Raw genomic sequence first — 17,610 nt, 5'->3', positions numbered from 1 at the left:
GCGCGCAATATTGGCCCCGAAAATCTGCAATCGTCTCTTGTCATAGTGTAATGCCTTCTCCAACTTAGCGGCCAACCTTAGCAGCCGGCCCCGGCGGAATAGTGTCATGGACATCAAATTTCTTCTCAATGTGTTTGTCTTTTTGGTGGCAGGCTGCTTCGTCGTGCCGCTGGCCCAGCGCTTCAAACTGGGCTCGGTCCTGGGGTATCTTATTGCCGGTATCATCATTGGCCCGTTCGGCCTGGCCTTGATCGGGCAAGCCGACAAGATCATGCATTTTGCCGAATTCGGCGTCATTATGATGATGTTCCTGATCGGCATGGAACTGGAGCCGGCGATTCTATGGCGGCTGCGGCGTCTGATCGTCGGCCTGGGCGGGCTGCAGGTGACCGTGACCTCCGCGGCGCTCATGGTTCTGGGTGTCGTTCTGGGCCATAGCTGGCAGGCGTCCCTGGCCGTCGGCATGGCCCTGGCCATGTCGTCGACGGCCCTGGTCCTCCAGATGCTGCGTGAGAAGAACCTCACCCATTCCGTGGTTGGTGAGACCTCGTTCGCGGTCCTCCTGTTCCAGGACATGGCGGTCATTCCGGTCTTGATTATCATCCCGCTGCTGGCCGGCATGCTGGGATCCGCCGCTGCTCCGGTGGGCGAGACAACCAGCATGATCGCCAATTGGCCAATGTGGCTGCAACCGGTCGCGATTGTGGCGGTTATCGCCCTGGTGATTCTGTCCGGCCGTTATTTGTCGCGCTATGTCTTCCAAATAATCGCCAAGGCGAATCTGCGCGAAATCTTCACCGCAACCTCGTTGGCCCTGGTTATCGGCGTCACCGTGCTGATGGAACTGGTGGGCGTATCCCCCGCCTTGGGCGCCTTTATTGCCGGCGTGGTTTTGGCCAACTCGGAATACCGGCGCACGATCGAAACCGATATCGAGCCGTTCAAGGGCCTGCTGCTCGGCTTGTTCTTTATCTCGGTCGGCATGGGCATGGACTTTACCGTCCTGTGGCAAAACCCGTTTGGGCTGATCGGCGCGGTTTTGGCCGTCATGGCGGTCAAGGCCGTTATCCTGTGGGGACTTGGGCGATGGTTCGGTCTCGATAACGCGCCGGGCTTAGGGCTCGCCTTCGGGCTAAGTCAGGGTGGTGAGTTCGCCTTCGTCCTGCTGCAACTGATCGGCGGGCTTAAGATCATCGATCCGGAGACGCAGAAGTTCCTCATCCTGCTGGTCGCCCTGTCGATCGCCTTCACACCGATCCTGATCGCGCTCTATGGCAAATTCATCCTGCCGCAATTTATGAGCCGGCTGCCGGAACGCGACTACGATACGATCAGCGAGCACAACCCGGTCATTATCGCCGGCTTCGGCCGTTTCGGTCAGATCGTCGGCCGTTTCATGCTGTCCCAGGGTGTGAAAGTCACCGTGCTGGAGAAAAGCCCCGATCAGGTCGAAGCCGTCGGCCGTTTCGGTTTCAAGGCCTATTTCGGTGATGCGACGCGCATGGATCTGCTGCGCAGTGCCGGCATCCACGAAGCCAGCATGCTGATCGTCGCCATAGACGACGCCGACGCCGCGGTCGACATCGTCAAACAGGCCAAGGCCAACTTCCCTAAGCTCAAGGTCTTTGCCCGGGCGCGCAACCGGCGCCATGCCTACGAACTGCATCGCGCCGGCGTCGATTATTACCACCGCGAAACACTCGACTCGTCACTGACCCTGGCCCACGACGCCATGATCGCCATGGGCCACAGCAAGGCCGACATGGACCGAAAGGCCAAGAAATTCCGCGCCCATGACATCGCCACCCTGAAAAAGTCCTTCGAATTCTTCGAAAGCGAACCGGACATGATCAGTTTCGCCAAGCTGAGCCGCGAGGAGCTGGAAGGCATCCTGCGCGAAGATAAGCAGGACGGCTAATTTTTTCGAAGCTTTTTTTCTTCGGCCATGAACGCTTCTCCCGTCCGCGGGCATTCATTCAGCGACGGCGATACGCCGGTCTGATGGTGGAGAATGTTCATGAAAACGTGGCGTGGCATGACGAGGAACAAGGCGATCGCCGGCGCGACCATGGCTGTCGGCCTGGTGGCCCTGGCGGCCTGTGGTGGCGGTTATGGCGGCGGCAGTGGTGGTGGTGGCTATGGCGGAGGTGGCGGCTCGTCATCCAGCTCCAGTAGTTCAAGCTCCAGCAGCGCAGCCAGCGCCTTTTCGGCCAGCATCCTGACCTCCGACCAGGCCGGCGCCGGCGCTCACACCGACGCCAATCTGGTCAATGGCTGGGGGCTGGCCTTCAATCCCGCGGGCTACGCCTGGGTGGCCGACAACGGCACTTCGAAATCGACGCTCTATGATGGCGCCGGCGTGTTGCAGGCACCGGTGGTGAGTATTCCCGCCGGGGCGGGTGGTTTGGCCCTGCCGACCGGGGTGGTCTACAATGCCGGCGCCAGCTTCGTACTCGATAATGGTGGCGGCGGAGGCGGCGGCGTCTATGGTGGACCGCTCAGCGGTGTCAGCCTGTTTATCTTCGACACCATCGGCGGCACCATCGCCGCCTGGTCGCCCGACGTCGACGCCAATAATGCCTTCACGGTCTATGACGGCAGCGCCGGTGGCGCGGTCTATACCGGTCTTGCCATCTTGAACGGCACGGTCAACCGCCTCTATGCCGCCGATTTCCATAATGCGCGCATCGATGTCTTCAACGGCACTTTCGACAAGATCGCCGTCGCCGGCGGCTTTACAGACCCCACCTTGCCGGCAGGTTATGCGCCGTTCAACGTCCAGGCCATGGGCGGCCAGGTCTATGTCGCCTATGCCAAGGTTGACCCGGCGACCGGTGAAGAAATGGCGGGCGCCGGCCTCGGCTATGTCGATATTTTCGACGCCGACGGCACCCTGGTGAAACGCCTGATCAGCGGTGGTTCGCTCAACGCGCCGTGGGGCATGGCCATGGCGCCGGCCGGTTTCGGCATGTTCGCCAATGACTTACTGGTGGGCAATTTCGGCGACGGTACCATCAATGTCTACGACCCGGCGACCGGAACCATGGTCGGCACGGTCAAGGATGCGGCCGGCACCGCCATCGTTGTCCCCGGCCTGTGGGGCATAGCTTTCGGCAACGGCCAGCACAATTTGTCGGCCAATACCCTCTACTACGCTGCCGGTCCAGGCGATGAGACCCACGGCGCCTTCGGTAGCATTGTCGCCCAGTAACCGAGGTGTCGTGGCAATAAATCGCCTGTACTTGTGAAGCGGCGTCAAGCCCCCCGGACGAACGCCGTCTTCACGCGTCCTCACCCTTCCCGAGCAGCCCCGGGAAGGGTGAGTTTTTTTCAAAAAATTGGAATCGCGATGAACCTTTTCGCCACCTCCGGGCATATACTCCTCTTAAAGGAGGCGGCATGCTGACGAGGCAGGAAACGGGCGGCAAGCGAGGGACCACGATGGCGCAGGACGATGTCCGGCTGATCGAAGCTGTTCGCCTGGGCGACCTGCGTGCTTTCGAGACTTTGTACCGCACCTATCATTCGCGTTTATCGCACTTCCTGATGCGCATGCTGCGGCGCCCGGTGATGGTCGAAGAAGTGCTCAATGACACCTTGATGGTGGTGTGGAACCGCGCCGACAGCTTCAACGGCGGCAGCAAGGTTTCGACCTGGATATTTGCCATCGCTTATCGCAAGGCGCTCAAGGCGCTGCGCAAATTGGATGAACCCATGGAAGACACATTCGCCGAAAAGCGTCCCAGTGGCGAGGCAGGCCCCGAACAGTTGCTGGGGCAAAGCCAGACGCGGGCGGCCCTGGCCGAGGCGCTCGATGACCTGACCCGCGATCACAGAACCGTGGTCGATCTCGCCTATTTTCACGAGATGGGCTATCGCGAGATCGCGGAGATCATGGACTGTCCGGTGGACACCATAAAGACCCGGATGTACCATGCCCGCCGGAACCTGAGGTCCCGGCTGGCAGGTCAGCTGGTCGACTGGTTGTGAGGCGGACATGACAGGACGCATCATCCCCCTGCACGGCGACCTCCACGACGAGGTCAGCATGCTTTTGCCGTGGTACGTGACCGGCCGTCTTGACGACGAGGAAAAGGCGCGTGTCGATCTCCATCTCAAGACCTGTGTACAATGCCAGGCCGACCTTGCCGCCGAGCGCCATTTACAAGCCGAGGTCGCGGACCTCCCCGAGGACAAGGCCGGGCACATCGACAGCGGTTGGGCAGCCTTGCGTGAACAGATGGCATCGGCGCCGCAACGCCCAGGTCAACTGAGCCGCATCGACCAGCAATGGCGGGCCAGTGCGCCATGGCTGCGTTGGGCGGTGGCAGCACAATTTAGCCTGCTGTTCATCGGCGTCGGTGTCTTCGGCTGGCAGGCGACGCGCCCGGCGCAACCGCAACCCCAATATCATGCATTGGGCGCCAAGCCGGTTGCGGTCGCCGGCAATATCGTCGTCGTCTTCCGGCCCGAGGTCAGCGAACGCGATCTGCGCCAGGCCCTGCGCGACAACCATGCCCGCATGGTCGATGGACCGACGGCGGCCGACGCCTACCTTTTGAGTGTGCCCGCCGGCGATCGCGATGCAGCCGTGACCCGATTGCGCGGTGATCGCGCAATCGTCCTTGCCGAACCGGTCGATGCCGGAGACGCTCCGTGAGCCAAGGTTGTTCCCGTTTGTTGCGTTATGTAATGGTTCTGCTGATGATGTTGGCGGCGCCCATGCTGGCTGTGCCGGCGGAAGCCGCGCCCGTTTCTGATCCCAGTCATCAGATACTGGTCATGCTGCGCCTGCCGGCGGAGCATTACAGTCCTGGCGCCGGCTATGGCGGCAGCTATGGCGGCGGGGACGGCCGTGGGGCACGCCATCGTGTTGCGCAGAAGTTGGCCAAGGCCAATGGATTGCGGCTGGTCGACGACTGGCCCATGCCGATGATCGGGCTGGATTGCTACATTATGGAAGTGCCCCCGGAACGGACGGTCGAGGACGCCGCCGCCGTCTTGTCACGCGATCCGGCGATTGCCTGGGCCGAGCCGATGCGCACCTATCGCACGCAAGGGGCCACAGCCCCGAACCCGACCGGTGCGGATCCTCTGTACCCTGTTCAGCCGGATGCCAAGGAATGGCGACTCGACGCCCTGCATCGCATGGCGACCGGCCGCAATATCCGCATTGCCGTCATCGACAGCGCCATCGAGCGCCAGCACCCGGATCTGGCCGGTCAGGTCATGCTGAGCGAGGATTTTGTCATCGGCCGGCCGGCCCAGGCGGAAATACATGGGACAGGTGTCGCCGGCATTATCGCTGCCCTCGGCGGTAACGGGCAGGGTATTGTCGGCGTGGCGCCGCGCGCCAGGCTGATGGGCCTGCGGGCGTGCTGGCAGGAGAGCGCGAGTTCAACGGTCTGCGACACGCTCAGCCTGGCCAAGGCGCTCTATTTCGCCGTCGATCATAACGCGGACGTTATCAATATGAGTCTGAGCGGACCGTCGGCTCCGCTATTGGCGCGGCTGATCGACCTGGCGCAGTCGCGCGGCATCACCGTCGTTGGTGCGGTCGACCCCGGCCAGGCCGACGGAGGCTTTCCGGCCTCGCACACCGGCGTGATCGCGGTAGTGGACGAGGGCGGGCCACCCGGCCGCCACGTCTTCGGGGCTCCGGGCCACGATATTCCGACCACCCAGCCCGGCGGCAACTGGTTCTTCGTCAATGGTAGTTCCTATGCCGCGGCCCATGTCAGTGGGCTTTTCGCACTTCTGCGGGAACGAAGTTCAGGGGCGCAAACGGCGTCATCCTTAATCACCGTGCAGGGGAGCGATGCGATCGACCCCTGCGCGTCGCTTTTGCGGGTAGCTGAATCCACGACCAAATCCGACACCTGTGGCGCATCGCACAGCCTAGCTCAGACCTCGACGTCAAATTCGGCCTCCCGGGCGCGCCCTTAGATGCGTCTTCGGCGGTCGCATATCGGCTTGGTTCTCTTCCCCGCGCTCCTGGTCGCAGGGGCGGCGCCCGTTCATGCCCAGCTGGCGTTCAGCGCCAGCGCCGAGTCCGATTATCGCTTTCGCGGCCTGTCGCTCAGCCACGGTCAGCCGGACGTGCGCCTGAATCTGTCTTACGACCATAGAAGCGGCGCCTATGCCGGTCTGTCGCTTATCGGCGCCGATGACGACAATCGCGGGCTCAGGCTTCTGGGCTATGTCGATTATGCCGGCTATGTCGTGCGGCCGGAAAAGGGACCGGCCTGGGAGGTGGGCGCTACCAATATGCATGTCCACGGCCGCTATAGTTACGATTTCACTGAGGTCTATGCGGGCGTCGTGGGCGAACATATCAGTCTCAGGCTGTCCTATGCGCCGCATTATTTCGGCCGGAATTGGGATAACCTCTATGTCGATCTCAGCGGCGGGCGCAGACTGTCGACCCATTGGCGCGCCTTCGCCCATGCCGGGGTGGCGACGCCGCTCAATGGTCCCTTTCGCGAAGAGCGATATGACTTCAGCGCGGGTGTCGCGGTCAGCGTGCGCACCTACGAGATCGAGATGGCGTTGACGCGGACCAATCCGGTGCCGGATTATCCGGACCGGCCGATCGACAACGGTGACGGCCTGCTGGTAACGGCGACGGCGTTTTTTTGAGGTATGTGAACCCGATCCCTGGGCGGCGGTATTTATCCGCCGGAGGCTGAGATGAAGCGACTGGCGATCTTGATAGCGATGATGATGGTCTGGGCGGGGGCAGCCTGTGCCCAGGACGCAGCGGGCGTCTACCGCTTGGCCGAAGCGGCCACGTCTGTGACCTTCACGACCGGCGCGTTCGGGGTCGCCCATACAACCGGCCGCGTCGCCGGTGTCGACGGCACCCTGACCTTCGATCCTGGCCATCCCGACGACAGCGCCGTGGATGTTACGCTCGACATGACGACCCTCAGCACCGGGGTCGGCATGTTCGACGAGCAATTGCAGGGCGAAGATTATTTCGACACCGCGCATTACCCCAGCGCCTCGTTTCGCAGCACACGCATCGAGATGACCGGCGAGAAGATAGCCAATGTCACGGGCGACATGACTTTGCACGGCGTCACACGCACAGTCATCCTGACGGTCGTCTTTGACCAAGAGGGCGGCACGGGTATGGAATTTACCGCCACGGCGCGCATCCACCGCCGTGATTTCGGCATCGACAAGTTCCAGCTTTTCATCAGCGACGATATCGACCTGCATATCCGCGCCGAGGTGCATCCATAGCATATAATCATATAAAGATATCTTTATATCTTTATTGACTCTCAAAAATGCCGCGCCTATAAAGCGATGGTCGTGGTTCCGCGCACCGGGTTTTGGTGGGCGGCTAAGAGGGAAGCCGGTGTGACGCCGGCGCTGCCCCCGCAACTGTAGACGGTAAGCCTTCGTTCAAGCGTGCCATTGGAGGCGACTCCGAGAAGGCGGACGGAGGCTTTGACCCGTGAGCCAGGAGACCTGCCATCGACCTCATATCCATGCCGGGCGGGGCGCCGCGGCCATGCGTAAGCCTTCCGGCCGCCTTCTGCCGGATAGCGGCCGCGTGTCTCTGAACCCCGCCTTCTTTTTCGGGGCTAGCCTTGTCAAATTTGTCTCTGCCTGTTGCCACCTTGGGAACGCCGCGTATCGGCCTCAAGCGTGAACTGAAATTCGCCCTCGAAAGCTATTGGTCGGGCAAGTCCGACGAAGCGATGCTGCGTCAGACGGCCCGCGACCTGCGCGCCCGCAACTGGGCGCGGCAAGAGGCGCACGATGTTACCATCATCCCGTCCAACGACTTTTCGCTGTATGATCAGGTTTTGGATACCAGCGTCATGGTCGGCGCCATTCCTGATATCTACGGCTGGACCGGCGGCGAGGTATCGCTTGATACCTATTTTGCGATGGCGCGGGGCTCTCAGGCCGATGTCCATAACGAAGCCTGTGACCACGGCTGTACTCGGCACCACGGCCATGGCGTACAAGCGCAGGAAATGACCAAGTGGTTCGACACCAATTATCACTACATGGTGCCGGAGTTTTCACGCGATCAGACCTTCAAGCTATCGTCAGTGAAGCCCGTCGAGGAATTCCTTGAGGCCAAGGCCCTGGGTTATCATACGCGGCCGGTCCTGGTCGGGCCGGTGACCTATCTCCGCCTCGGCAAAAGCCGCGAAGCCGGTTTCGAGCCGGTATCGCTGATCGATGCCCTGATCCCCGTCTATGTCGATATCCTGAAACGCTTGGCGGCGGCCGGCGCCGACTGGGTGCAAATCGACGAGCCGGTGTTGGCGCTCGACGCCGATGTCGCGACAGCCGCCGCGCTGAGCAAGGCCTATGCCCGGTTCGCGACGGAGGTGCCGGAGATCAAGATACTGGTGGCCAGCTATTTCGGCGGGCTGGGCGATAATCTCGATGTGGCGGCCGCCTTGCCGGTGGCCGGCCTGCATATCGACCTGGTCCGTGCCCCGGAACAATTGGACACCGTTGTGGCCAAGGCGCCAAAAGACTTGGTCCTGTCTCTGGGGGGCATCGATGGCCGCAATATCTGGCGAGCCGACCTGCGCGCAGTACTCGATCGTCTGGATCCGGTAATTACCGCCCATGGCCGCCACAGGTTCCAAATCGCGCCTTCATGCTCCCTGCTGCACACGCCGATCGATCTCGACCTGGAAACCGAGCTCGATCCGGATGTGAAATCCTGGCTGGCTTTTTCGCTGCAAAAAATGACGGAACTGGCCGTCGTCGCCAGGGGATTGGGCGAGGGGAGAGAGACCGTCAAGGCGCAACTGGATGCCTCGGTTTCGGCCGCCGTCCTGCGCAAGGTATCGCCCAAGGTCCACAATCCCGAGGTTACCGCCCGTCTGGCCGGGATTACCGAAGCGCACGCCCATCGCCTAAGCCCGTTCAAGGTGCGTGCGGAGATTCAGCGCGGGCGCTTCGCTCTGCCGGCTTTTCCGACCACGACGATCGGGTCGTTTCCGCAAACCGCCGAGGTGCGCCAGGCACGTTCGGCCCACGCCAAGGGGCAACTGACGCCGGCGCAATATGACGCCTTCCTGAAGGACGAAACGGTACGCGCCATCCGCTGGCAGGAGGAGATCGGTCTCGATGTGCTGGTTCACGGCGAGTTCGAACGCAATGACATGGTGCAATATTTCGGCGAGCAGCTGGCCGGGTTTGCCTTTACCAAACATGGTTGGGTGCAATCCTACGGTTCGCGCTGCGTACGGCCGCCTGTTCTGTTCGGTGATGTCCATCGTCCGAACGCCATGACCGTGGCGTGGTGGCAATATGCGCAATCCCTGACGGAAAAACCGGTCAAGGGCATGTTGACCGGTCCGGTGACCATCTTGAACTGGTCGTTCGTGCGCGATGATGTGCCGCGGTCGCTGGCCTGCCGGCAGATTGCCCTGGCTATCCGCGACGAGGTGCAGGATTTGGAAGCCGCCGGCGCGGCCATGATCCAGATCGACGAGGCGGCTTTGCGTGAAGGTTTGCCTCTGCATCACGGCGATTGGCAGGCCTATCTCGATTGGGCGGTCGAAGCCTTCCGGCTATGCGCTTCGGGCGTGGCGGATCAAACCCAGATCCACACCCATATGTGCTATTCGGAATTCAACGACATCCTGCCCGCCATTGCCGCCATGGATGCCGATGTCATCTCCATCGAGACGTCGCGTTCGAAGATGGAGTTGCTCGATGTTTTCAAGACGCAGGACTATCCCAATGACATCGGCCCGGGCGTCTATGACATCCATTCGCCGCGCGTACCCGACGTTGCCGATATGGTCGATTTGCTGTCACTGGCGCGCCAGCGTTTGTCCGACGATCAGTTGTGGATCAATCCCGACTGCGGTTTGAAAACGCGCAAATGGGAGGATGTGAAACCGGCCCTGGTCAATATGGTCGCCGCCGCGCGCGAACTGCGGGGAAGGGCACGAGTTGAATGAACCCCGCGATATGCCGTATACTCTACCGGGTTATGGGTCCAGGGGCTGTGCCCCTGGTGGACGCGACAGGGATTGAACCTGTGACCCTTCGCGTGTGAAGCGAATGCTCTCCCGCTGAGCTACGCGTCCGATCCAGTGGGGAGGCGAGCTATTAGCGTGACGCGCGGCGGGTGGCAAGCCGGATTCTTTCGCCGGCGTCGTCCCGGCCCGGAAAAGCGCCGGTTTGTGTGTGGGTGGCAATCGAGACTTGACGCCCGAAGCCCGCCTATCGCATGGTCACTGTCACCTAGGAGCATGACATGTCTGAGGCCGTTCGGCTGGTAATCTGGGACCTGGACGAAACCTTCTGGCAGGGCACCCTCAGCGAAGGCGGGCACAGCTATAGCGACGACAACCACAATATCGTCGTCGAGCTGGCGCGGCGCGGCATCATGAGCGCCATATGTTCCAAGAACGACATGGCGGTGATCAGGCCGATTCTGGAAGAAACCGGCATCTGGGACTATTTCGTCTTTGCCTCGATCGACTGGAGCGCCAAGGGGCCGCGCATCGCCGACATCATAGCGCGGTCGCAGCTGCGCGCGGCAAGCGTGATGTTTATCGACGACAATCCGATGAACCGCAACGAGGCCCTGCATTTCGCACCGGACATCCAAGTGCGGCCGGAAACCTTTATCGCGGATATGCTGGATTCGCCGCGGTTCACCGGCAAGGACGACCGCGAGCTGACGCGGCTGAAGCAATACAAATTGCTGGAAAGCAAGCAGCACGACCAGGCCCGGGCCGGCGGCGACAACCACGCCTTCTTGCGCAACAGCCATATTCGTGTCGTCTTCGACCACGATGTCGCCGGCCAGATCGACCGGGCGATCGAATTGATCAACCGCACCAACCAGCTCAATTTCACCAAGAAGCGGTTGCCCGAGGACGCGGAGGCGGCGCGGGCGGAATTGGGGGTCTTGCTGAGCCACCGCCGGACGAACGCCGCCCTGGTCCGCGTCGTGGATGATTACGGCGACTATGGCTATGTCGGTTTCTATGCCATGCATCTGGAAGACGGACGCATGATCCTGGACCATTTCTGTTTCTCCTGCCGCACACTCAATATGGGCATCGAAACCTGGGTCTACCGCGAACTGGGCCGGCCGCAGCTCGAGGTCGCGGGCGAGGTGCTGAGCGACGTCATCGGCGACGAGACAGTGATCGACTGGATCTTCGAGACGACGGCGGAAGCGGTGCTGGAGCCAGAGTCGGTCGAACCCGTGCGCTTCGATACCTTCGCCTCGCGCGGCGGCTGCGACCAATCGGCGCTTGGCCACTATTTCGCCCGCCACGCCGACCGCAGCCTGATCGTGCACAATTTCATGCGCAACACCATGATGGTGCGGCCGGAGAACCACCAGACCCTCCGTAATGTCGTCGACCGCGTGCGCATTCCGCCACGCTACCGCAAGGCGTTCGAGGCCATCGGGCACATCCAGGCCGACCTCGAGCCCGATCTCCTGCGGCTTGAGGGTACCAACAATCTGATCATCCTCAGCTTCTGGATGGATCACGCAGCGCCGCTATACCGTCACAAGGCGACCGGCATCGTGGTGCCGATGGCGCACGAAGCCCTGGCGCCCAAGCGCGACGGCAAGCTGACGGCTGCACAGACGCGCGCTTTGGCGGTGCTGGAAGGGGAGTTCGAAGCTTTGGGCCCGGCCACGCCGCGGATATTCGAAGCCAATGTCCGCTACGCCGTGCGCAAGTTGAGGGGGCGCGGCCAAATCTTCGTGATCCGCAGTAATTCCGGCTGGGCGTTTAAGGGGCAGGACAAGCGGCCGGATACGCTGCGCGAGCGCTATAACCGCGTGCTGGACAAGCTGTCGCTCTTTCCCGACGTCGAGACGCTCGACATTCTGGATTTCATCGAGTCCGAAGATGAGATCCAGACGGTCAACCATTTCGACCGCATGGTCTATTACCGCCTCTACCAGGCCATCCTCAGCAAGACAGTAGCCCGCCGGGACGGCAGCGACGCAGCCTGATCAGTGACCCAAGATCAATGACACAAGATCAGTGACCCAAAGCGCCGGCGATGGCCGCCGGCAACTGGTCGTAATGATCGAGCAGGGCGTCGGGCGTCAGTTCGGTCAAGGGGCGTTCGCTGTAGCCGAAAGTGAAGAGGATGCACGGCACGTCGGCGTTTTTGGCTGTCAAATAGTCGGTCTCGCTGTCGCCGATCATGATGACGCGGCGCATATCGCCCTGCATCTCGTCGATACAGGCCTTGAGGTGACCGGCGGCGGGCTTCTTATAAGGCACGACGTCGGCGCCCTTGACCGAGCCGAAGCGGTCGAAGAGGTTGAGCTTCTTCAGCAGTTCGAGGGCCAGGTAATTGGGTTTGTTGGTGCAGACGGCGAAGCGGGCGCCGGCCTTTTCCAGGGTGTCGAGCGCGCGGCTCAGGCCTTCATAGGGTTGGGTCAGGGTGTCGATGTCTTTTTCATAGAGCTCGAGCAGACGATTGAGCAGGGGCTTTTCCTGGTCGGCGGGCAGGGGGACGCCGGCCAATGCAAAGGCGCGGCGCAGCAATTCCATGGCGCCGCGGCCGATCATCGGGCGGGCTTCGTCGAGGTGGAACGGCTTGATGCCCTGCTCCACCAGGACCTTGTTGAGGGCAGCGATGATGTCCGGCGCGCTGTCGACCAGGGTGCCGTCGAGATCGAAGGCGATAATATAGCCGTTTAAATCCATAATGCCCCTCATATAGACTTTGTTTCACGGAGGCTTTGGGCTAAATCGGCCTCTTCTGCAAATGAAATGAGTCACGACGATGGTTGAAAATACCGCCCGCAAACGTGCTGCTGTCATTTTGGCGGCCGGTCAGGGTACGCGCATGAAATCGCCGCTGGCCAAGGTGCTGCACAAGATCGGCGGCCGCACCATGTTGGATCGCGCCATCGATGCGGCGCAGGCCGCGGGATGCGAGCGGATCATTGTCGTCGTCGGCAATCACAGCCCGGCCGTGCGTGAGACGGCGCTTAAGCGTGTCGGTGAGCGCAATATCGTCGTCCAGGATCCGCCTCAGGGGACCGGGCACGCCGTCAATGTGGCGCGTGAGGCGCTGAGCGACTTCAACGGCGATGTCATCGTGACTTATGCCGACGCGCCGTTGGCCTCCGCCGAGGTTCTGGAGCCGGTTTTTGCCCTGGCGGAACGGGCCGACGTCGCGGTGCTGGGTTTTGTCGCCGCGGTGCCGGGCGCCTATGGCCGGCTGATCGTCGACGGCGAGAAACTGGAGGCCATTGTCGAGGCACGTGAGTGTTCGAAAGAGCAATTGCGCGTCGATATCTGCAATTCCGGCATCCTCGCCTGCGACCGCGAACTGATGTTCTCGCTGTTGAGCGAAGTCAAAAACGACAATTCGAAACAGGAATATTACCTGACCGATATTGTCGCCCTGGCCAAGGGGCGCGGTTTGCAGCCACGGGTCTGCATGGCGCCAGAAGACCTGGTCGGTGGCGCCAACTCGCAGTCGGAGCTGGCTCAAATTGAGCGCATCTGGCAGGACGCGACGCGAAAGGCCTTTATGGATAGCGGCGTGCATATGCCTGCGCCGGAAACGGTCTTCTTCGCCTGGGACACCCAGGTTGAGGCCGGTGTTATCATCGAACAAAATGTCGTCTTTGCCGAGGGCGTGACCGTGGCGACGGGCGCCGTTATTCGCGCCTTTTCGCATCTCGAAGGCGCCAAGGTCGGCGAGGGCGCGCTGATCGGTCCCTATGCGCGGCTGCGGCCAGGCGCCGATATCGGCCGTGACGTCCATATCGGCAATTTCGTCGAGGTCAAGAACGTCACTATCGGCGAGGGCGCCAAGGCCAACCACCTGAGCTATCTCGGTGACGGCAGCGTCGGCGCCGGCAGCAATATCGGCGCGGGCACCATCTTCTGTAATTATGACGGCTATTTCAAATACAAGACGGTGATCGGCGAACGCGCCTTTATCGGCTCCAACACCTCGTTGGTGGCGCCGGTGACCATCGGTGACGGCGCTATGACGGGCTCCGGCTCGGTCATCACGGCCGACGTGCCCGCCGATGCCCTGGCGTTCGAACGTTCGCAGCAGGTCGAGAAAGAGGGCTGGTCGAAGGCGTTCCGGGCGCGCAAGAAGGCGGAAAAAGAGGCTTTGAAAAAATGACAGCCGATGAACAGAAGAAGGCGGTGGGCTATGCCGCTATGGACTATGTCAAGGACGGCATGAAGGTCGGCCTGGGCACCGGATCGACGGCGGCGTGGTTCGTCAAGGCGATCGCCGAAGCGGTCAAGGACGGCATGAAGCTGACCCTGGTTTCCACCTCGGTACAGACCACGGTATTGGCGCAAAGCCTGGGTTTGGTGATCCGCGATATCAACGACGTCGGCACGCTCGATGTCTGCGTCGACGGCGCCGACGAGATCGGCGACGGGCTGGCCTTGATCAAGGGTGGCGGCGGGGCTCTGCTGCGCGAAAAGCTGATCTGGGAGCAGGCGAAATCCTGTGTCGTGATCGCCGACGCCGGCAAGCACGTGCCGGTCCTGGGTAAGTTTCCCTTGCCGATCGAGGTCGAGCCGTTCGCCTATAAGGGCACGGTCAATCGGATTTGCGACGTCCTGGCCGAGTTCGATATCGCCATGATGCCGGTAGTGCGTAAAAAGGATGGCGCCAACTGTATAACCGACGGTGGCAACCTTATCTTCGACGTGGCGTGCGGGGCTATTCATGAACCGGCGGGACTGGCAGCGGCGTTAAAGTCGGTGACCGGCGTCGTCGATCACGGGCTGTTTCTCGACCTGGCCGAGGTGGCCTTGTTGGGGACCGAGAACGGCGTGAAGGTCTTGCATCCGTAAAAGGTTTGGCACCCGTAAGAGACATTTAGAGCCCGGCTTATACCGGCGAAGGAAAGAGCCGATGGCTGAGTTCGACTATGATCTGTTCGTGATGGGCGCCGGCTCGGGCGGGGTACGCGCGGCGCGCCTGGCGGCCAATATGGGCCTGAAGGTCGGCGTCGCCGAAGAGGACCGGCCGGGCGGCACCTGCGTGCTGCGCGGCTGCGTGCCGAAGAAGTTCATGGTCTATGCTTCCGAAATTCCGGAACAAATCGAATATGCCCGCGGGTTCGGCTGGGACGCCCATGCCGGCGCCTTCGACTGGAACCATTTCCGCGACAAGAATCAGGCCGAACTGACCCGCCTGTCGGGCATCTATCTCAGCAATCTGACGCGCGCCGGCGCCGAGGTCCTGATGGGCCACGCCGCGTTTAAGGACGAGCATACGATCGTCGTCACCGCGTCCGACGGCACCAAACGCGAGGTAACGGCCAAGACCATTTTGATCGCGACCGGCGGCTGGCCGTTCCTGCCGCAGCATTGTCCGGGCGTCACCGAATACGGGCTGACATCGAACGAGATGTTCAAATTGCCGGAACTGCCCAAGACCCTGGCCATTGTCGGCGGCGGCTATATTGCCGTCGAATTCGCAGCGATCATGCATGGCCTTGGTGTCGACGTGACCATGCTGTACCGCGGTGAGAAGATCCTGCGCGGTTTCGACGACGAGGTGCGCGATCATCTGATGTCTGAGATGAAGCTGCGTGGCATCAAGGTCCGCACCCAGATCGATCCCATCAAGCTGGCTAAACACGGCGATATCAAGATCATCACGCTCAACGACGGCACGACCATGGAGACCCATGAGGTGCTGTACGCCTCGGGCCGCAAGCCGAAGACCGAAGGCCTGGGCCTCGATGTTATCGGCATCACGCCGGATGTGCATGGCGCCGTGCCGGTCGACAACCTGTCGCGCACGATCCATCCGCACATCTATGCCATAGGCGATGTCACCAACCGGATGAATTTGACGCCGGTCGCCATTCGCGAGGCGCACGCCTTTATCGAGACGGCCTTCAAGGATAATCCGACGGCCTTCGACTATGAGAATATCCCGACGGCCGTCTTCTCGCAGCCGCAGATCGGTACGGTCGGCCTGAGCGAGGACGAGGCCAAGGCCAAGGGCATTGCCTACGACATCTACTCGACCAGGTTCCGCACCATGAAGACCGCCTTTATCGGCGGCGAGAGCCGGTTCTTCGCCAAGCTGGTGGTCGACGCAAAGAGCGATGTTGTGCTGGGCGTCCACATCGTCGGGCACGAGGCCGGCGAGCTGATTCAGATGGCCGGCATTGCCGTCAAGGCGGGACTGACCAAGGCGCAGTGGGACGCGACCTGCGCCGTTCACCCGACAGCCGCAGAAGAATTGGTCACCCTGCGGGACAAACGTTTATGAGTTCCGGAAAACCGGAACTATGGGCCAAGGTCAAGAGCGAGTGGACCCTGTGGTGGTTCCTGATCTCCTTGACCGTCTTCCTGCCGACGGCCTATTTCACGCCGCTGGGCATACCGGCGCTTCTGTTCCTGACCGGCATTCCGCTGCTCTATCATCTGCGTGACATCAAGGCCTTTCCGTGGGTGGCCGGCGCAACGGCGGCAGTGGTGCTCTTTGCCTTCTTGCGCTCCGAATTTGTCGGGTTTGTCCTGAAAGGCATGGGGATCGCCCAGGCCTATGTCACGGCGCCGCACTACTATGTCGCGCTGATCTTTATCCTGATCATGGGTTGGGCCGTCGTGCTGGCGGCACGATCGCTGGATGACGAACGCGCCAAGACCGTTATGCGGTGGTTTTTGTGGTTGATGTTGATCTTTACCGGTCTGCTGATCGTGGAAGCCCTGACGCGAACCGGGCTGCACCACTGGATGAATGTCAATATCTTCCGCTCGACACGGCCGGACCTGGCCCTGGTCAAGGTATCGAACAGCAATTGTGCCCTGCTGATGATGTTCTGGCCGTTGGCGATTTACTGCATGGCGCGGGACCGACCGCAATTCATCGCCGTCATGGTCGTGGCCATCGCAGCGGCGGCGTGGGTCACCGACACCAATGCGCAACTGATTGCGCTGGCGGTGTCGGCCATGGTGTTCTACGCCGCGCGTTACTGGCCGCGCGAATGGAGCCTGCGCGGGCTGACGCCGGAACGTGTCGCAGCCGTCGCGGCAGGGGCCTTTATGCTGCTGTTCCCCGCCTTGATCTACGGGTTGATGACGACGGGAATGGCCGTACGCATCAAGGATGACCTGCTGCCGTCGTGGTCGCAACGCATCGATATCTGGACCTTCGCCGTAGCGCGCAGCCTGGAGAAGCCGTGGTGGGGCTGGGGCTATGAATCGTCGCGCAATTTTATGCCGATCATTCCCGATCACCCGCACAACATGTCGCTGCAGGCCTGGCTGGAACTGGGCATTCCCGGTTTGGTTCTCGTATCGGTTTTCTGGGCCGTCCTGTTCTGGCGCATGGGTACGAAGGACGACTTCGTCGCCGTTGCGGTCGCCGACAAAACCGAGCTGCGCGGTCTGGACGATGCGCCGTCAGCAGCGCGCGAGATGACCTTTGCCCAACGCGTGCGGCCCTATCTGATGGCCCAGGCCGTGGCCTATTTTCTGATCAACACTGTGAGCTACGGGTTGTGGCGGTCGTGGTATTTTTGTGTCGGCATATTCGCCGCAGCGGTGATGATGATGGCCGTCAAGGCCGCCCGCCAAGAGATGAAGTTACGAATTAAACTATAAGTCTCCGGATTTACAG

Annotated in this window: 14 protein-coding genes, 1 tRNA gene and 1 riboswitch; of the genes, 13 read left to right on the top strand and 2 right to left on the bottom strand. The window is 61.5% G+C overall.

Going from position 1 to position 17,610, the window contains the following annotated elements; all coding sequences use genetic code 11:
* The first annotated feature begins 106 nt into the window (after nucleotides 1-106).
* The 8 genes from AC1DX3_RS03580 (at nucleotide 107) to metE (ending at nucleotide 9,953) form a co-directional block, all read left to right on the top strand.
* A complete protein-coding gene (locus AC1DX3_RS03580; RefSeq protein WP_476987856.1) occupies nucleotides 107-1,918 on the top strand; it encodes a monovalent cation:proton antiporter-2 (CPA2) family protein in 1,812 nt (603 codons plus the stop codon).
* A 99-nt stretch (nucleotides 1,919-2,017) separates the two neighbouring features.
* Nucleotides 2,018-3,211 (top strand): TIGR03118 family protein, encoded by a 1,194-nt coding sequence (locus tag AC1DX3_RS03575; protein ID WP_476987855.1) that lies wholly within the window; start codon nucleotides 2,018-2,020, stop codon nucleotides 3,209-3,211.
* Nucleotides 3,212-3,399: 188 nt separating this feature from the next.
* Entirely contained in the window at nucleotides 3,400-3,990 is a 591-nt protein-coding gene (locus tag AC1DX3_RS03570) for an RNA polymerase sigma factor (protein WP_476987854.1), read from the top strand.
* Between the two features lie 7 nt (nucleotides 3,991-3,997).
* Nucleotides 3,998-4,660: a zf-HC2 domain-containing protein gene (locus tag AC1DX3_RS03565; RefSeq protein WP_476987853.1), complete on the top strand. Its 663-nt coding sequence runs from the start codon at nucleotides 3,998-4,000 to the stop codon at nucleotides 4,658-4,660.
* The gene (locus tag AC1DX3_RS03560) at nucleotides 4,657-5,946 is read left to right on the top strand and encodes a S8 family peptidase (protein ID WP_476987852.1); all 1,290 of its coding nucleotides are present in this window, start codon (nucleotides 4,657-4,659) and stop codon (nucleotides 5,944-5,946) included. Before AC1DX3_RS03565 ends, AC1DX3_RS03560 begins: the two co-directional genes overlap by 4 nt.
* A complete protein-coding gene (locus tag AC1DX3_RS03555) occupies nucleotides 5,947-6,639 on the top strand; it encodes a TorF family putative porin (RefSeq protein ID WP_476987851.1) in 693 nt (230 codons plus the stop codon).
* Between the two features lie 51 nt (nucleotides 6,640-6,690).
* Nucleotides 6,691-7,248: a YceI family protein gene (locus AC1DX3_RS03550; protein WP_476987850.1), complete on the top strand. Its 558-nt coding sequence runs from the start codon at nucleotides 6,691-6,693 to the stop codon at nucleotides 7,246-7,248.
* A 56-nt stretch (nucleotides 7,249-7,304) separates the two neighbouring features.
* Nucleotides 7,305-7,501, top strand: a riboswitch (cobalamin riboswitch).
* A gap of 109 nt (nucleotides 7,502-7,610) precedes the next feature.
* Nucleotides 7,611-9,953 (top strand): 5-methyltetrahydropteroyltriglutamate--homocysteine S-methyltransferase, encoded by a 2,343-nt coding sequence (gene metE / locus AC1DX3_RS03545; RefSeq protein ID WP_476988028.1) that lies wholly within the window; start codon nucleotides 7,611-7,613, stop codon nucleotides 9,951-9,953.
* Between the two features lie 54 nt (nucleotides 9,954-10,007).
* Here the strand turns inward: metE and AC1DX3_RS03540 are convergent.
* Nucleotides 10,008-10,082 (bottom strand) — tRNA-Val (locus tag AC1DX3_RS03540).
* 170 nt (nucleotides 10,083-10,252) lie between these two features.
* On the opposite strand from AC1DX3_RS03540, the gene AC1DX3_RS03535 reads away from it, so the two are divergent.
* Nucleotides 10,253-11,983 carry a hypothetical protein gene (locus tag AC1DX3_RS03535; RefSeq protein WP_476987849.1) on the top strand — a complete coding sequence of 577 codons (1,731 nt, stop codon included), beginning with the start codon at nucleotides 10,253-10,255 and terminating at the stop codon, nucleotides 11,981-11,983.
* A gap of 28 nt (nucleotides 11,984-12,011) precedes the next feature.
* Here the strand turns inward: AC1DX3_RS03535 and AC1DX3_RS03530 are convergent, their stop codons facing one another.
* On the bottom strand, nucleotides 12,012-12,689 hold the full coding sequence (locus AC1DX3_RS03530) for an HAD-IA family hydrolase (RefSeq protein WP_476987848.1): 678 nt from the start codon (nucleotides 12,687-12,689) through the stop codon (nucleotides 12,012-12,014).
* A gap of 79 nt (nucleotides 12,690-12,768) precedes the next feature.
* Between AC1DX3_RS03530 and glmU the strand changes: the two genes are divergently transcribed.
* From glmU to AC1DX3_RS03510, 4 genes are all read left to right on the top strand, one after another.
* Nucleotides 12,769-14,133 carry a bifunctional UDP-N-acetylglucosamine diphosphorylase/glucosamine-1-phosphate N-acetyltransferase GlmU gene (gene glmU, locus AC1DX3_RS03525; protein ID WP_476987847.1) on the top strand — a complete coding sequence of 455 codons (1,365 nt, stop codon included), beginning with the start codon at nucleotides 12,769-12,771 and terminating at the stop codon, nucleotides 14,131-14,133.
* Nucleotides 14,130-14,822 carry a ribose-5-phosphate isomerase RpiA gene (rpiA, locus tag AC1DX3_RS03520; RefSeq protein ID WP_476987846.1) on the top strand — a complete coding sequence of 231 codons (693 nt, stop codon included), beginning with the start codon at nucleotides 14,130-14,132 and terminating at the stop codon, nucleotides 14,820-14,822. The genes glmU and rpiA overlap by 4 nt, the downstream gene beginning before the upstream one ends.
* 61 nt (nucleotides 14,823-14,883) lie before the next feature.
* Nucleotides 14,884-16,257, top strand: a complete 1,374-nt coding sequence (gorA, locus tag AC1DX3_RS03515; RefSeq protein WP_476987845.1) for a glutathione-disulfide reductase — start codon at nucleotides 14,884-14,886, stop codon at nucleotides 16,255-16,257.
* Nucleotides 16,254-17,594: an O-antigen ligase family protein gene (locus AC1DX3_RS03510; RefSeq protein WP_476987844.1), complete on the top strand. Its 1,341-nt coding sequence runs from the start codon at nucleotides 16,254-16,256 to the stop codon at nucleotides 17,592-17,594. The genes gorA and AC1DX3_RS03510 overlap by 4 nt, the downstream gene beginning before the upstream one ends.
* Nucleotides 17,595-17,610 lie beyond the last annotated feature (16 nt).

Source organism: Asticcacaulis sp. P2_B1 (assembly GCF_056404915.1).
The sequence above is the reverse complement of the archived record's forward strand: the minus strand, read 5'-3'. Positions and strand labels throughout refer to the sequence as shown.

Coding starts and splice junctions, on each gene's coding strand:
- AC1DX3_RS03535 (WP_476987849.1), top strand. CDS start 10,253: ATGTCTGAGGCCGTTCGGCTGGTAATCTGGGACCTGGACGAAACCTTC.
- AC1DX3_RS03555 (WP_476987851.1), top strand. CDS start 5,947: ATGCGTCTTCGGCGGTCGCATATCGGCTTGGTTCTCTTCCCCGCGCTC.
- gorA (WP_476987845.1), top strand. CDS start 14,884: ATGGCTGAGTTCGACTATGATCTGTTCGTGATGGGCGCCGGCTCGGGC.
- AC1DX3_RS03575 (WP_476987855.1), top strand. CDS start 2,018: ATGAAAACGTGGCGTGGCATGACGAGGAACAAGGCGATCGCCGGCGCG.
- AC1DX3_RS03530 (WP_476987848.1), bottom strand. CDS start 12,689: ATGGATTTAAACGGCTATATTATCGCCTTCGATCTCGACGGCACCCTG.
- rpiA (WP_476987846.1), top strand. CDS start 14,130: ATGACAGCCGATGAACAGAAGAAGGCGGTGGGCTATGCCGCTATGGAC.
- glmU (WP_476987847.1), top strand. CDS start 12,769: ATGGTTGAAAATACCGCCCGCAAACGTGCTGCTGTCATTTTGGCGGCC.
- AC1DX3_RS03510 (WP_476987844.1), top strand. CDS start 16,254: ATGAGTTCCGGAAAACCGGAACTATGGGCCAAGGTCAAGAGCGAGTGG.
- AC1DX3_RS03580 (WP_476987856.1), top strand. CDS start 107: ATGGACATCAAATTTCTTCTCAATGTGTTTGTCTTTTTGGTGGCAGGC.
- AC1DX3_RS03570 (WP_476987854.1), top strand. CDS start 3,400: ATGCTGACGAGGCAGGAAACGGGCGGCAAGCGAGGGACCACGATGGCG.
- AC1DX3_RS03550 (WP_476987850.1), top strand. CDS start 6,691: ATGAAGCGACTGGCGATCTTGATAGCGATGATGATGGTCTGGGCGGGG.
- AC1DX3_RS03565 (WP_476987853.1), top strand. CDS start 3,998: ATGACAGGACGCATCATCCCCCTGCACGGCGACCTCCACGACGAGGTC.